The following is a 16,246-nucleotide window of genomic DNA, read 5'->3' as shown; positions in this document are numbered from 1 at the left end:
AAAATATTTTTTTATTTATTTAGCTCTTTGATTGTCCAGTTGGATTTTTTAATATTCTGTTAGAAACACGCAAAGAAAATGGAACACCAAAGAAAAATAAAAGAATAAAGAGTGTTATGAGAAGAGCTTTTGCTGAAGAAATCATTCCCTCTATTCCTCCAGGGTCAAGGCGACCAGCAAGGTTGGTGATTGTTCCTGCCAGTGTTGCGCTTAAAGCTGCTGAAAATAACTGTATAGAGGTTAAAGATTCGCTGGCACGTAAAGCATCATTATCATCTGCACATTGTAAGATTCGTGTTAATAAATGTGGCCATGCCATGCCAGCACTAATACCGATCGTAAATAATACAAGGCAAATGATAACAGTATATCCAAGCGTAGAAGCCTCTGTTGGAATAAGCCATAAAAGAATGCCTATGCCTAAAAGGTTTGATATGGGAGAATACACAATGATATTACAAACTTTTTTTCCAGATAGACCAGCACTTAATAGAGAACCAAATGTCCAGCCGAAGCTTATGAGTGCTGCCATGTAACCTGCAACAAGTGGTTCTTGTCCATGAAGTGTTTGAAGAAAAAGTGGAAAGTAAAACTCTATACTGAATGCCACTACAGTCATTATAAGCATCAATGTATAAATAGGAAAAAATTCAGAAGAGAAAGAGAAAGTTTTACGTGGTAACATAGGGTGAATCGCAGATGATTCAATTTTTGTTAGAATAAAAAGAAGACTAAACCCGATAATCAATCCGCAGATTTGTGCAATTGAAGTATCGATAGCTTCTCCAGTAGAGATGATAAAAATCAGTAAAATAAGTATGAGTAATTGTGGGAGAGGAAGTGGGGGTATTGGAACATGGTTTTTATTTTCTTTTGGTAAAACTTCAAGAGCTATGAGTGCGAAGATTATTGCTAACAAGCCAATTATCCAAAAAGACGCTCTCCATACGCCATATTGTACGCAAATACCACCAATAGCTGGTCCTAATAAAATCGATATTCCCCACATTCCAGCAATAAGACCTAATGCATACGACCATAAAGGTGGACTGAAAACGATCCGCACCATGGAATAGGATAGGGATAACAAAGACCCCCCTCCAAATCCTTGAATAAAGCGCCCTATTAAGAATAAGGGCATATTCGAAACAATGCTGCACATGAAAGTGCCAATGATAAAGATAAGACAAACGATAATATAAGCTTTACGAGGGCCTAGTTTCCCTAATATTTTTGTTGCAAGGGAAGTACCAAGGAGTGAAGCTGTAACAAAGACACTAGTTACCCATGAATAATATAATCCACTACCAATATCATCTAGAAGAGAGGGTAAAATAGTAACGACGGTGTAAGCAGTAATGGCATATAACGCAACACCGCTTGTAAGCATTAAGGAGCGAATACCGTTTTTACCCAATAAAAGTATAGACCAGTTATTTTTCACTGTTTCTTTTCTATCTATTAAAAACCAATTTCTCTCTTATAAAATAATTATTTGAATTTGCCAAGAAAATTCCAAGCTCTCCTTTCGCAGAGCTTTAGAATTGAAATTAAATTATAACTTAATTGGTCATTGCTTTTTTAAGATTTTCATCAATTTTATCTAGAAATCCCGTTGTAGAAAGCCATTTTTGTTGGGGTCCAATCAAAAGTGCAAGATCTTTAGTCATAAAACCGTCTTCGACAGTTTTAATACAAACTTTTTCCAATATTGTGGCAAAGTTTTTTAATTTTTCATTATTATCTAATTTGGCACGGTGTGCCAGTCCACGTGTCCATGCAAAAATAGAAGCAATAGAATTCGTTGATGTTTCTTCATTTTTTTGATGCTGGCGGTAATGGCGTGTTACTGTACCATGTGCGGCTTCTGCTTCGACAATTTTACCATTTGGCGTCATAAGAACAGAGGTCATAAGACCAAGAGATCCAAAGCCTTGAGCAATGATATCTGACTGAACATCACCATCATAGTTTTTACATGCCCAAACATAGCCACCTGACCATTTAAGTGCAGAAGCAACCATATCATCAATTAAGCGATGCTCATAGTATAGTTTATGATTTTCAAATTTAGCTTTAAATTCTGTATCAAATATTTCTTGAAAGATGTCTTTAAAACGGCCGTCATACGCTTTCAGAATAGTATTTTTTGTTGAAAGATAAACTGGAACATTTCGTTGTAATCCATAATTGAAAGATGCACGTGCAAAGTCACGAATTGATTCATCAAGATTATACATAGCCATAGCAACTCCTGTGCTAGGAGCATCAAAAACATCATATTCAATAACTTGATTATCATCACCGACAAATTTAATACTTAGTTTTCCTTTACCAGGAAATCTGAAATCAGTTGCTTTATACTGATCACCAAAAGCGTGGCGCCCGATAATAATTGGCTTTGTCCAGTGAGAAACAAGGCGGGGGATATTTTTGCAGATAATGGGTTCACGAAAAATGACTCCTCCTAAAATATTACGGATCGTACCATTGGGGGATTTCCACATTTTTTTTAGGTTAAATTCTTTGACACGTGATTCATCAGGAGTGATGGTTGCACACTTTATACCAACACCATATTGTTTGATAGCATTGGCAGAATCGATTGTTATTTGATCATTGGTTGCGTCTCGATTTTCGATGGAAAGATCATAATATCTAAGATCAATATCAAGATAGGGATGAATCAGTTTATCTTTTATGTATTTCCAGATGATACGAGTCATTTCATCACCATCGATTTCAACAATGGGATTTTTTACTTTAATCTTTATCATTAGAAGTCCTTTTTCCTTTAAATAATGTTGTTTTTTATAGCACTTTCAGAATTATAATGAAAAGTGAAAACACTGATAACAAAGATGCATTCAAGAGTGATATCGGTAAAATATATGACTAACATAATATTAATTTTATTGGGGAACACACTGATTAAAGAGAGAGTAAATTATTTTCTAATGTATGATTATTATATTTTTGATAAAGAAGCTATTTTATAAAAATGGTAAGTGGGTATTTATTAACGGCATAGAGTTTATTCATTATTTATTATTAAATATTTTATTTAACTATTTGATTAATTTATATTAATTTTTATCAATAATTTATTGAGATTCTGTATTAAGATTGTAAATCTTTGTATTGTTACTTTACCTTTAAAGTTGTTGTTTGCTAATTTTTTAAAAAATCTAATGGGATTAAAATAACTTTAATTGAGAATAATTGATATAAAATAAGTTATGGGCTAGTATTGCAGGAAATTTTAGAAGTGCTTTAGGTTATTTGAAGAATAGTTAGAAATTTATCAAAGATAAGATTAAATTTTACCAAAATAAATCAATAACTTATGTATTAGCATAGTTCATAGATTTTAATTTATTAGGAGATCAAATTACCAAAAGATTCTATCTTTTATAGTTTTTTTATTATCGATATGGATGAGAAAGCTTCATTTTCAAAAAAGTAGAATCAACTTCATAGTATTTTGATGATTTCTATACGGAAAAATATATTAGAAAATCTTATTTCTAATTACTAAAAAAGAAAATATAATCAATATATTATAAGATATAAAAAAGATGGTATTCCTAAGGAGAGAAATAAAAAATAAGAAAGTTAATAACTTACCGTAATGGTAAGGGATTTACTTTTTATTGATTATATTACGTTTTTTATCTCTATCCCTCACTTTTTTGAAGTTTTTGATCGATTTAAGAGTTGTTTGCAATAAAAGCTGGGAAAAATGATATAGCAAAGGCTATTTGGGTGTTTTCGTGTAGTTTTTGAAAATAGTGCAACATTCAAATCATGAAGGGATAGCGTTTACCTATAAAATGGTTTTCGAAACTGTTTCTGTATGGTCATTGATACAAGCAGTTAAGCAGATTTTTTGTAATGAGATAGAGGGTTTATCTGATAAATTTTTTCCAAGTATACGTAAGTTTGTGAGATTGTGTCGTAATTTGGAAAGAAGTTTTTTGACAGGAGAGAATATTGCTCGCAAAGCTTTTTTAATACCTGTAAAAAAACAATAAATGAAAAAGGCGCGAGAGAGTATTCCAGACCATTGATGTTTGTTCAAAAGCAAGAGCTTGAAGGGATTTTTAATGGCATTGGAGAAGTAATGAAAGATTTTAAATCAGCAAAACAGTAAAGAGAGATTGTTTTGTAATTATTATACGTTTAAATCGACAAAAAGGTACTGTACAGAGCAACAATTTGCACGTCTTATGAGTGTTAGACAAATAACTTTACACATTTAAAGCAGTGGTTTTTAAAAAATTAAAAATGGAATATAAAAAAGTTTTATTTTTTACTTAAACAAAAAGTATTTATGTTATGTAATAATTTTATATTATTTAACTAATATATAAGTAATATTATAATAACAAAAATTGTTATTTTATAATAAATGAAGTTATATTCATAATATATTATAATTTAATAAGAAATTTAAAATATAGTATTATTTCTTAAAAAAGCTTAATTATTTTTATGTTATAAAATAAAAGATGTTTAGATGCTTACATTATGTGGTAAAATTTCATCCAAGATTTGCATTGATCACTCCGCACAGCTTTTCGATATGGCTAAAAAATTGGGCGTATTATCAGCATTTTTACCTTCTATTGAAATTGAAAAAAATCTTGTACAGTTAGTATGGAAGAGAAAATCATTAAACTTCTATGCCTTAGATAGAAGCATTGCTTTTCTTTTAAGAAAAGCAGCTGATGTTTGTCGTAAAAATTTTACAATAAAGCTTTCTGATTCATTGATTCGTGAAACTATCAATATATTCGTTAGAAATTTTTATATTTTTTATAAAAAAATTATAAAAATTTAAGATATTAACAGAAAAATTTGGTAAAAAGGAACTGTGCTTTATAAGGATACACTCAGAATTTTATTCCCTTACCTTGTATTTACTTACCTTATATTTCAAAAAAATACATAAAATCAATAAATTACTTATAATAAAAAAGAAGATGGTACGCCCAAGGGGAATCGAACCCCTGTTTCCGCCGTGAAAGGGCGATGTCCTAACCGCTAGACGATGGGCGCAAACCAATTCATGAGGCTTATAGAGAGGATCTTTTTACTTCGCAAGCCCTATGCGTAATTTTTTTTAAAAAAACGTACTTTATTGAATTATTTTTTTGAGTATGGTTACATTATTCCTATCTGATTTTATTTTCTAAAATTTTGTATGAAAAATGTATAAAAAAATAATGTCATAATTATAAGGGATGATAGGGAGTTTCAGGATTAGCATAAAAGTAACAAAAATTAATATTTTTGCTATAATGAATGTTTCTTGTATCATTTTAATGATTAATGTAGAATACATACATAATTAAAATAATCCTTATATTTTTCAAAAATCTTTCATAAAAAATGGTTATAACAAGTTTTAATAAAGCTACAATTTGTTATAGAGTAATTTATTGAAACGAAACAATAAACATTCATCGATAAATTAATCAATGATATAAATCATTTAAGAATTGTTTTGAATATATAAGTTCAAAATTTATTTAATTAAAAATAGAATACGTATCGTGATGAAAATGTACATGTTAATTAAAGAGAGGTATCAATAAAATATTGAAGTAAATTGAAAAGAGTAGGAATTAACAATCATTTTTTTTATAATATATATTTGTATAAGTGTATAAAAAATTAAAATTTACCGTTTTTATTTTATGAATTTGAAGTAATCATTATTGTGTAGGTTTTTATGTAAATAGAGAGTATTGATATTATTTTTAAGTATATATTGGCTGTCATTCACTAATACGGTAAATTACTATCAATCAGTTATTATAAAATTTTCAAAATCTACAAGTTTTGTTATTATTCTATGTATTATACAATATTTCATAATTACATTTATATATAATTCAAGTATATATAATTCAAATTTTGTGATTTTGAGTTTTTATATTTTTATATATAGTATAATTCAGAAAAATTTTAAATAGTTATGCTATTACTATTGTAATAATTTAAAAAAAGTATAAAAACGTATAACAAGAAATATTATGTTTAATAATCATAAGTTTATGTTCTGTAGTGATTTATAATATTGAAAATAATACTACTTATAATTAGTTTTTATTTTTAAAATATAGGTTTTATACTTTTAAATATTTAAATTGAATAAGTGGGTAGGAATTAGCATACTCATTCAGACAAATGATTGAGTATGGTCGTATTGATTGTTGATAAGAATTATTTTTACTTTGCTGTGCATAATTTAAAATATTTTTTTAATGAAGATATAAAGATAGGCTAGTCTAAATAATGGCAGAAGCTTTAAAAGTTGGTATTGGAGGTCTCGGTACGGTTGGTGCTTCAGTTATAAAGATTTTGCGTGAAAAAGAAAATAGCTTGGCTCGCCAGTGTGGACGATCGATCAAAGTTGTTGCTGTTAGTGCGCGCGATAAAGACCGTAATCGTGGAATTGATCTGAGTGACGTAAAGTGGTTTGATTCACCTGTGGAGATGGCTGCTTCTGATGAGATTAATGTTTTTGTTGAGTTAATTGGTGGTGAATCAGATATCGTGCATGCAGCTATTAAAGAAGCACTTAATGCGAGGCATCATGTTGTTACTGCTAATAAAGCACTTCTTGCTCGATACGGAGTAGAACTTGCTATTAGGGCAGAAGAAAAAGGTGTTTCTCTTAATTTTGAAGCTGCTGTTGCGGGTGGGATTCCTGTCATAAAAGCGATGAGGGAATCGCTTTCTGGTAATCATGTATCGCGAATTTATGGCATTCTAAATGGAACTTGTAATTATATATTAACGCGCATGTTTACCGAAGACCTTTCATTTCAAGATTGTTTAGTAGATGCACAAAGGCTCGGTTACGCTGAATCTGATCCGACTTTTGATATAGAAGGAAATGATACTGCTCATAAATTAGCTCTACTGACAAGTTTGGCATTCAAAACTGAAATTTCGTTAGATGATGTTTATATTGAGGGGATTAGTAATATTTCACAGGTTGATATTCGTGCGGCTGATGAATTGGGGTATCGGATCAAACTGTTAGGGGTTGCATTAAAAACTGATTCTGGAATTGAACAACGTGTTCATCCTACAATGGTACCAGCATCATCAATGATTGCACAAATTCATGGTGTGACTAACGCTCTTTCTATTCAGAGTGATTTACTAGGTGAATTATTATTTTCTGGTCCTGGTGCTGGGGGAGTGGCAACAGCATCAGCGGTTATTGGTGATTTGGCTGATATTGCAAAAACACACTCTGGTTTTCAGTATGGACCTGTTTTAGGAATACCAGCGTTAGCGCTTACTCCTCATAAAAAAGCACGTATTACCAATCATGCAGGCAGTTACTTTATTCGTTTGAATGTTTATGATCGCGCTGGTGTGTTTGCAATGGTTGCACAGCATATGGCTGATAATCATATCTCATTAGAATCGATTGTTCAGAAACCTTTTGCAGAAAATCAGACTGGTAAAATAAAAATAATCATTTTAATAACACATGAAACAACAGAAGTGAATATACGAAAAACACTTGCGGCAATCGAGAAAGATGGTCATCTTGTTACAAAATCTCAATTCATTCGTATCGAACATATAGAATAAAGTTGATGATTTATTGTATAATGGTAAGAGAAAAGCTAATTGTTTTTTTCTTGGAATGCTGATGTTTTTTTTAGTATTCACTTAGTAGGATTTTTTATATGCTTACAGCTCAGAATATTTTAAATGGATTTGATCGTATTCTAACTCTTGAATTGGTACGTGTTACTGAACGTGCTGCTATTGCAGCTGCTCATTGGCGCGGGCGCGGCGATGAAAAGGCTGCTGATCAAGCTGCTGTAGATGCGATGCGTCAGGAACTTAACCGTTTGCCTATTGATGGTACAGTAGTAATTGGTGAAGGTGAACGTGATGAAGCTCCCATGCTTTATATCGGAGAGAAAGTAGGGCTTCAAAATGGATTAGCAGTTGATATTGCGCTTGATCCGCTTGAGGGAACTACAATTTGTGCTAAAAATCTTGCTAATTCTCTGGCTGTGGTTGCAATTGCTGAAAAGGGTAATTTACTTTATGCCCCTGATGTTTATATGAAAAAAATTGCTATTGGCCCTGGTTATCCAAAGGGAGTAGTTGATATAGATGCTAATACCGTGGATAATATTTATGCTCTTGCAAAAGCTAAAGGAGTGGCTGTTAATCAGATTACTGCCTGTATTATGGATCGGCCTCGTCATAAAAAAATAATTGATGAAGTACGGACAACAGGAGCGGCAATTCGCTTAATTAGTGATGGTGATGTTGCTGCTGTTATTCATACAACTGATCCAGATGAAACAGGTATTGATATTTACATGGGTATTGGTGGAGCTCCAGAGGGTGTATTAGCTGCTGCGGCCTTGCGCTGTATTGGTGGGCAGATGCAGGGATGTTTACAGCTTGACACAGAAGAAAAAATTGAGCGTGCAGCAAAAATGGGGATCAATAATCCTCATAAAGTTTATACAATAGAAGAGATGGTAAAAGGCGATGTTTTGTTTTCTGCAACAGGTGTAACTGATGGAAATATGCTTTCTGGTGTTAAATTTACCCCTCGCTATATTCAAACAGAGACAATTGTAATGCGTTCACACACTGGCACAATTCGTAATATAAAAACACAACATAGAGATCACTCTAAAGTTTGATTGATACTTTTTTTTTAAAATTTTTAACATTAAAGGAATTCTATCTTATAAATACACCTTTTGTAAAAGGTTTTATAGATACGTTTAAAGGGATGTTTTTCATCATCATGATAATGGAACAGAGTGTACCCATCCATTTTTGTCTTCTGTGTTTCCTTTTTGAAGGTTAACTAATTTTGTTCGAAGTTGCTCTGTAATCTTACCAATCATTTCATTTCCAATAACTAACTCTCCACCTTTATATTTGAAACGACCGATTGATGTTATAACAGCAGCAGTACCACAAGCAAAAGCTTCTTTAAGATGGCCATTTTGTACATCTTCCTTGAGTGATTCAAAAGAATAAGGACGTTCTTCTATTTTAAAACCTATTTGTTGTGCTAATTCTAAAATTGAATGACGTGTTATTCCTGGAAGAATATTGCCATTAAGCTCAGGTGTTACAAGCGTATTATTTTCCATAATAAAGCAAACATTCATACCGCCAAGTTCTTCAATCCACTTATGTTCAACCATATCAAGGAAAAGTACTTGACTACAATTATTTTGAGTTGCAATATCTTGTGCAAGTAAGCTTGCTGCATAGTTTCCACCACATTTAGCAGCGCCTGTACCACCCGGGCCAGAACGGCTATAATCTGTTTCAAGCCATACACTGATGGATTTCTCTTCTCCTTTAAAATACGATTCAACTGGAGTTGCTATGATACAAAAGATATATTCTCGAGAGGGGCGAACCTTTAAAAAGCTTTCATTGCCAAACATGAATGGGCGTATGTAGAGGCTAATATTTGGATGATAAGAAACCCACTTTTGATCGATTTTTATCAATTGATTAATTGCATCTAAAAAAATATTCTTTGGCAATTCAGGCATAGCTAACCGCCGTGCTGATTCCATAAAACGCTGTGCATTGGCATCGGGGCGAAATAACAAAATACGTCCGTCTTTTGCACGATGTGCTTTCAATCCCTCAAAGATCTCTTGCCCATAATGCAGAACAGTACTTGCTGGATGAATCTCTAGAGGTTTGTGTTGAGAAATAACAGCGTTATGCCAGCCCTTATCCTCAGTCCATTTGATAATACCCATATGATCTGTAAAAAATTGCCCAAAACCAGGATTTTTTAAAATCTTTTCAAGATTCTCATCTGACAAAGGTGAGGGGTGTTTTTCTATTTTAAATGGAAGTGATGATGTGAAAAATTCCATAGGTAAAACCTTTTGGGGAATACTTTATTTTTACATAATATTTACTAAAAAATAGCAAAAAACGTCTACTATAACATTATGATTAGTAACTTCTTTGTGTCAATACTTTATTATAGAATTTAAAGCAAAGACTTATTGATAGAGATATTTTTGACCACATTTTCATAATCGTTTTTCTAGTTTTTATAGAGTGATTTGGAACCTTTATACATATGGGTCGTTTTTCAAAACAAGAACCCGAATAACTTCAATACATTATATTTAAATCATTGAAGATAGGGGAATTAAAAAGGGAATTCATCATGACTAATAAACATTATCCAGCATACAAGCAACATACAGTTAAAGATAAATCAGATCGTGAACAACGTAATTTTATTGGTAAAAGTATCTTTGCGATTATTTTTACACTCATTATTCTTTGGTTTATTTTTAGCTTTTTAGGATCTCTTTTTGAAAAATCCCCAAAACATAACGCATCTAACTATAATACTACAGAATCAAGTCAAACTATAACAACTCCGAAAAAAGATTTAAATACAACATCTCCACTACCTCATACTCATAAAGATACGGTACCACCATTATTTTATGAACAAAACCCTTCAGGTGAAGGAGATAAATCAAGCACAGATTCAGGAGAAAAACTACCTTCAGTGTCTGAGAAAGAAAAATCTGACACGATTTTCATTCCTGAAGCTAATCAATAAGTCAATTATTCGATATTGCAATGAATAATGCAACAATTAATAAAACCGTTGCATTATTTATTTAGCGGGTGATAAAACAACTACCCCCAAAATTTTTAATTTCTTCACAAAGTCTTATAGCTTCGTTACGATTTTTAGTTTGAACACGAACACGATAATAAGTACCTTTTCCTGGTATAAGAGCTGGTTGAATATTTAAAGGGCGAGTACCGATAAGAAATTTAAACCTAGATTTAATATTTTTTAAAGAATCCTTAGCTAGCTCAGACGTTGGTTGAGATGCAAGCTGTACATAATAACTTTCTGAATTTTGTATTGTTTCTCGAGTTGATTGGGATGAGTGAGAAGCAACGTGTTTTTGTGTTTCTGAACTAAATTTTGTCTGTGAAGGAATCGGTATAAATGAATTTTTAATTTTTTTCTCGATATTGATATCAGGAGCAGAAGCATTTTTTTCTATTATTTTATCAATATCAACCAAAAGATTATGTTCTATTGCATTGTTATTTATATCAGAGTTATCTGCATCAGAAAATTTTGAAGAAATTGAGGGTTCTTCTTGAAATTGATTTACAGTAATTTTATCATTTTTTTCAATATCATCAGTAAGCTTTTTATCTTTATCTATATTATACATTGGAGTAAGGATAGCTGTACCATCTTGTTTTACAATAACGGTTTGTATTTCTCGTGTTGGAATGGTATGATTAGCAGCTTCTGTGATTGCGTCTTCAACATCGGATTCATTAAAAGATGAGGATGAAATATTTTCAGATAGTTGCTCATTTAATTCTGTTAAATCTTCAAGCGATTCAGAATTATTAATGAGAAACTGTTGTGTATCTTCCTGCGTTTCATTTTGTCCAGTTGCTTGCTTATAAATATCTAAATTATGAGCAGCGTCATTTTCAGTTCTGGTTGTTTCTTGTTTAAATTTAAAAGGTGTATCATCAGCACGGATAATAAGCGGGTTTTCATTTTTTTTTGATGACGTAAAAAAATAAGAATAACTGGTAAAACCAATTACTATCAATACAATAGGAACAACACTTCTAGTAAAAACTTTTCCGATGATTAAAGAAGTTTTTGAGATGGAAGGTATAGACGTATTAGCAGGAATTCTATCTACACTTTTATGTAGTGAATTTTTAGAAAAAGGAGAAGAATAATTAGTATTTTGCTCTGGAGTATTTACATATGGATCTTCTTTTGAATTTTGTACAGTTTGATGAAAAATTTCGTTAAAGATTTCATTTTGTTGCTGTTGTGAAAAATCTTCTACTGGAATATTTCCTATATTAAATACATCAGAAAATTCTTCTTTTAAATTATCAGAAGATACACCATATTCTGGAGTTCCGTATGGAACTTCTGGAACTATGATTTCTTCAGTTTTTTCTACGATTTCTTCTGCAAATTTATCAGTATTAATATTTGGGGGAGGAGAAGTGTCTTTATGAGTATAGTTATGTGAAAAAAAATTGTCTGTTTGTGTAGTCTTGAAGATTTTCGACGATGATTGTGTATCATTTAAATTATTTTGATTATATGGAGCCCATCTTTCATTAATTTGATTAGAGATATTTTCAGTATTATCGATGTATTGGGTTTGAGCATTACTATATTCCGGAATTTTTGTAATACTTGCCTCTTGTTCCAAAACTTTCTCTTTATAAAATTGAGTATAATCGTTAGTATAATTTTCTTGTGGAAAATCTTTTAAAGCAAATAGCTTATCAGCTTGTGCTGTATCCAAAACAGACGAGAAGTCTTCTGTTGATTCATCATTTATGATGCTATTTTTTTTTGAAGCAATATCAGAAGATGAAAAAACGGTATTTCTATCTTTGAAGGAATTAGATGCGTTGCTATGGTATTCTTTATCCCATTCTCTTTGATCAACGGGAATCGTATATGGGTGATTTATGGGAGTGTTGGAAGAACTTTGATGATCATTATAATAATTTTGTTTTATATTCGAAACATCTAATTGTGCATCAAAATCATCTGTCTCAAAAAGTGGGTCAATATGTGTTGGTGTTGTTTTACTTTGAGGTGATTGATTTTTTTGAATAGGTAGTGGAGAAAGTGCATCTAAGATCTGCTCTTCATCAAGATCGGTAGATGGAAAATGTGTAAAGCTATTTTGTTCTAAATGGTTGAAAGCAGTAGTAGTTGTAACATCCATTGAGACTTGTTCACCATTGGGTGAGTACGAATCTCTTTGTTCATACTGTAAGCCATCAGCTAAATTATTTTCAAGTTCTGCTTCTAAAAAAGATAAATCAAAATCATCACCATGAAATGGAGTTTCAGAGGGATGAGGTATTGATTGATCAGGCTGTAAAGCAGATTGAGTACTTTGATTTTTACTGTGTTTATTCGAATTAAAAATTTGTTCAAATTTTTCTGCAGAATCATAGTGTCCATGATCTTGTTTTATTTTGTGCAGATTTTTGCGATCGTTATCGCTCATAATTTCTCTCACATGATGATTTGCATTTGAATGCAATAAATGATTAATTCTAATTTATTATTTGTTAAATAATAATTTTTCTTCCTCTTACGAAAAAAATTATAAACAAAGCACTTATTTTATGTATTTATAAAACTTTTTCAACGCATTTCTGCAGGTGCGTCTACTCCTACTATCTTGAGTCCTGATGATAAAACATTTATAATCGCTTGTATCAATCCTAGTCTAGCAAATGATAGCTCCTTATCATCCGGCTTAAGAAAGCGTAAATCAGGATTATCACTTCCTTTATTCCAATGTGCGTGGAATCTTGAAGCAAGATCGTAAAGATAAAAAGCTAATCGATGTGGTTCTTTATGCACTACAGCTTGTTCGATGATACGTGGATATTCAGCAAGTTTACGTATTAGTGATATTTCATTTTCATCGATTAATCGATTAAGATGTGCAATCATTACATCGTTTGAAAGATTTTCAATAAGAAGGGTTTCTTTTGCCTGACGAAAAACTGAGTGACAACGTGCACTTGCATACTGCACGTAAAAAATAGGATTATCTTTTGATTGTTCTGTTACTTTTGCAAAATCAAAATCAAGAGGTGCTTCACACTTACGATACAGCATCATAAAACGTACTGGATCTCGGCCAACTTCTTCCACAACATCACGTAGAGTAATAAATGATCCTGCTCTTTTTGACATACGTATAGGTTGACCATTGCGGAAGAGCTTTACCAATTGACATAAGAAAACACTCAGTTTTGCTTTATCGCCAGAGATGGCTTTTGCCATCGCTTCTAGCCGCTTCACATAACCAGCATGATCTGCACCTAGAATATAAATCATTTCATCAAATTGACGATTAAATTTATCACGAAAATAAGCAACATCAGCAGCAAAATAAGTATAAGAACCGTCAGACTTAACTAAGACACGATCTTGGTCATCTCCAACATCAGTTGAACGGAATAAAGTCTGTTCGCTTGGCTCCCAGTCTTCTATGTTTTGTCCTTTTGGTGGTGGTAGCTTACCTTTATAGATATAACCGTTTAAAGTGAGATCATTAATTGTACTGTGTATGGCTCGCGCATTATCTGCATAAAGCATTCGCTCAGAAAAAAAGATATCATGATAAATATTAAGGGCAGCTAAATCTTTGCGAATCATTGACATCATTGCATTAATTGCATGCTCTTTCACTATAGATAAAGCTTCATCTTTATCCATGGTGAGTAATTGATCACCAAATTCTTGAGCAAGTGATTGGCCTAATGGTATCAAATATTCACCAGGATACAGACCTTCTGGAATTTTATTAATTTTTTGTCCAAGAGCTTCACGGTAGCGCAATAATACAGAATGGGCGAGTATTTCAATTTGTCCGCCAGCATCGTTGATATAATATTCTTTTGTAATGTTATAGCCGACAAATTGTAGTAGATTGGAAAGAACATCTCCAATAACTGCACTTCGACAATGTCCTACATGCATTGGACCAGTTGGATTTGCCGATACATATTCTACATTGACACGTTTTCCCTGTCCTATTGGAAGACGACCATAGGACATGCCTGATTGAAGTATAGATTTTATTACATCTTGCCAAAATGATTTTGTAAGTTTGATATTGATGAATCCAGGACCAGCAATTTCAATGTGCTCAATAGAATGATCATTTTTGAGAAGCTCGATAATTTTTTCTGCAAGTGCACGTGGATTAAGCCCAATAGGCTTTGCAAGCACCATAGCAACATTGGTTGATAAATCACCATGTAAGGAATCGCGTGGGGGATCAACAGTAATTTTTGATAAATCTAAGTGTTCATCATTTTTACCCTTTATATCAGATAGTTCGAGTATTTTTTTGATTTTTTTCTCGAATTTTTTAAAAACATTCATATTCAACTTCCATAGTGCATTTAAAATTAATTAAATAAAATTATCTGTATGGTTAAACAAACGATGATATTCACGTAGGGCATAGTGATCAGTCATACCTGACAGAAAATCAGCAATGAGGCGCGCTAATTCTTGATTTGTTAAGTGAGATGTTTTACTGCGCCAGCTTTCAGGCATCACATTAGGGTTTTTATAATAATAATCAAACAGTTCTTGTACAATGCATTTTGCTTTATTGCAACGATTAAGAACTTGCTCATGATGATAAAGGTTTTTAAAAAGAAAATCTTTCAATTCTTTTTCACGAATAGTCATCATAGGTGAAAAGGTAACAATGGTTTGCCCTGCTTTATGAATATCATTTATGTTTGTTGGTTTAATGCGTGCCAAGTTTTCTTGTGATTGTTTAATAACATCTTTAACCATGGTTGTTATTTGTCTACGTACCAATTCATAGCCACACCGAGTTGGGTCGAGTTGTGGATACTCTTGTTTTATATCTTTTAATAATGATGCAGTTAGTGAAACATGTTCAAGCTGGCTAATTGTTAATAAGTGTGAATGTAAACCATCATCAATATCATGAGCATTATAAGCAATGTCATCGGCAATAGCAGCACATTGTGCTTCTAGTCCAGCAAAATGATCAAGCTCAAGATCCTGCTTTGCGTTATATTGTAGAATATCTATAGGAACATCTTTACTGTTAGCATAAGGGCCTAAAAGGGGACCATTGTGTTTTACGAGTCCTTCAAGTGTTTCCCAAGTGAGGTTAAGTCCATCAAAATTAGCATAACGCTGTTCCAAATTTGTAACAATGCGTAATGCTTGTGCATTATGATTAAAGCCACCATAATGTGCCATTGCTTCATTAAGAGCATCTTCTCCTGCATGGCCGAAAGGTGTATGCCCAAAATCATGGACAAGAGCGATGGCTTCGGCAAGATCTTCATCAAGATATAGTGCACGAGCCAAGGTCCGTGCAATTTGAGAAACTTCTATCGAATGTGTGAGTCGAGTGCGGTAATGATCGTTTTCATCAGCGATAAATACTTGGGTTTTATGTTTGAGTCGTCGAAATGCATTAGAATGAATGATCCGATCTCTATCTCGCTGAAAGGGTGATCGTGTGGTATTAGAAGTTTCATGAAATAATCTACCACGGCTTGTCTGTGGATTAGTGCTATATATTGCTCGAGATCGATAATTGAAATTGATATTATTTATATCCATTGCAAGTCATCCATT

Annotated in this window: 10 protein-coding genes and 1 tRNA gene; 4 read left to right on the top strand and 7 right to left on the bottom strand. The window is 32.3% G+C overall.

Annotated features, from left to right (window positions below):
* Positions 1-19 precede the first annotated feature (19 nt).
* Entirely contained in the window at positions 20-1,390 is a 1,371-nt protein-coding gene (locus V4P56_RS03160) for an MFS transporter (RefSeq protein WP_455482647.1), read from the bottom strand.
* Between the two features lie 172 nt (positions 1,391-1,562).
* On the bottom strand, positions 1,563-2,777 hold the full coding sequence (locus tag V4P56_RS03155; protein WP_455482612.1) for an NADP-dependent isocitrate dehydrogenase: 1,215 nt from the start codon (positions 2,775-2,777) through the stop codon (positions 1,563-1,565).
* 1,742 nt (positions 2,778-4,519) lie between these two features.
* On the opposite strand from V4P56_RS03155, the gene V4P56_RS03150 reads away from it, so the two are divergent.
* Entirely contained in the window at positions 4,520-4,843 is a 324-nt protein-coding gene (locus tag V4P56_RS03150) for an XRE family transcriptional regulator (RefSeq protein ID WP_455482611.1), read from the top strand.
* Positions 4,844-4,986: 143 nt separating this feature from the next.
* Here the strand turns inward: V4P56_RS03150 and V4P56_RS03145 are convergent.
* A tRNA-Glu gene (locus V4P56_RS03145) sits at positions 4,987-5,061 on the bottom strand.
* 1,242 nt (positions 5,062-6,303) lie between these two features.
* Here V4P56_RS03145 and V4P56_RS03140 point away from each other — a divergent pair.
* Both V4P56_RS03140 and glpX read left to right on the top strand, forming a co-directional pair.
* The gene (locus tag V4P56_RS03140; protein ID WP_455482610.1) at positions 6,304-7,620 is read left to right on the top strand and encodes a homoserine dehydrogenase; all 1,317 of its coding nucleotides are present in this window, start codon (positions 6,304-6,306) and stop codon (positions 7,618-7,620) included.
* 98 nt (positions 7,621-7,718) lie between these two features.
* Entirely contained in the window at positions 7,719-8,702 is a 984-nt protein-coding gene (gene glpX / locus V4P56_RS03135) for a class II fructose-bisphosphatase (RefSeq protein WP_455482609.1), read from the top strand.
* Between the two features lie 105 nt (positions 8,703-8,807).
* Here the strand turns inward: glpX and V4P56_RS03130 are convergent, their stop codons facing one another.
* Complete coding sequence (locus V4P56_RS03130; protein ID WP_455482608.1) at positions 8,808-9,914, bottom strand: branched-chain amino acid aminotransferase; 1,107 nt, start codon at positions 9,912-9,914, stop codon at positions 8,808-8,810.
* A gap of 302 nt (positions 9,915-10,216) precedes the next feature.
* Here V4P56_RS03130 and V4P56_RS03125 point away from each other — a divergent pair, with 302 nt between their 5' ends.
* Positions 10,217-10,624, top strand: a complete 408-nt coding sequence (locus V4P56_RS03125; protein WP_455482607.1) for a hypothetical protein — start codon at positions 10,217-10,219, stop codon at positions 10,622-10,624.
* 61 nt (positions 10,625-10,685) lie between these two features.
* Here V4P56_RS03125 and V4P56_RS03120 read toward each other — a convergent pair whose 3' ends face one another.
* The 3 genes from V4P56_RS03120 to V4P56_RS03110 form a co-directional block, all read right to left on the bottom strand.
* Positions 10,686-13,112, bottom strand: a complete 2,427-nt coding sequence (locus V4P56_RS03120; protein ID WP_455482606.1) for an SPOR domain-containing protein — start codon at positions 13,110-13,112, stop codon at positions 10,686-10,688.
* A gap of 128 nt (positions 13,113-13,240) precedes the next feature.
* On the bottom strand, positions 13,241-14,998 hold the full coding sequence (argS, locus tag V4P56_RS03115; RefSeq protein ID WP_455482605.1) for an arginine--tRNA ligase: 1,758 nt from the start codon (positions 14,996-14,998) through the stop codon (positions 13,241-13,243).
* Positions 14,999-15,028: 30 nt separating this feature from the next.
* Positions 15,029-16,231: a deoxyguanosinetriphosphate triphosphohydrolase gene (locus V4P56_RS03110; RefSeq protein WP_455482604.1), complete on the bottom strand. Its 1,203-nt coding sequence runs from the start codon at positions 16,229-16,231 to the stop codon at positions 15,029-15,031.
* Between the last annotated feature and the right edge of the window lie 15 nt (positions 16,232-16,246).

The organism is Bartonella sp. B35(2025) (assembly GCF_053794465.1).
The sequence above is the reverse complement of the archived record's forward strand: the minus strand, read 5'-3'. Positions and strand labels throughout refer to the sequence as shown.

Excerpts from the sequence above, each read along its gene's own strand:
- V4P56_RS03160 (WP_455482647.1), bottom strand. The coding sequence starts at position 1,390 with ATGCTTACAAGCGGTGTTGCGTTATATGCCATTACTGCTTACACCGTC.
- V4P56_RS03155 (WP_455482612.1), bottom strand. The coding sequence starts at position 2,777 with ATGATAAAGATTAAAGTAAAAAATCCCATTGTTGAAATCGATGGTGAT.
- V4P56_RS03150 (WP_455482611.1), top strand. The coding sequence starts at position 4,520 with ATGCTTACATTATGTGGTAAAATTTCATCCAAGATTTGCATTGATCAC.
- V4P56_RS03140 (WP_455482610.1), top strand. The coding sequence starts at position 6,304 with ATGGCAGAAGCTTTAAAAGTTGGTATTGGAGGTCTCGGTACGGTTGGT.
- glpX (WP_455482609.1), top strand. The coding sequence starts at position 7,719 with ATGCTTACAGCTCAGAATATTTTAAATGGATTTGATCGTATTCTAACT.
- V4P56_RS03130 (WP_455482608.1), bottom strand. The coding sequence starts at position 9,914 with ATGGAATTTTTCACATCATCACTTCCATTTAAAATAGAAAAACACCCC.
- V4P56_RS03125 (WP_455482607.1), top strand. The coding sequence starts at position 10,217 with ATGACTAATAAACATTATCCAGCATACAAGCAACATACAGTTAAAGAT.
- argS (WP_455482605.1), bottom strand. The coding sequence starts at position 14,998 with ATGAATGTTTTTAAAAAATTCGAGAAAAAAATCAAAAAAATACTCGAA.
- V4P56_RS03110 (WP_455482604.1), bottom strand. The coding sequence starts at position 16,231 with ATGGATATAAATAATATCAATTTCAATTATCGATCTCGAGCAATATAT.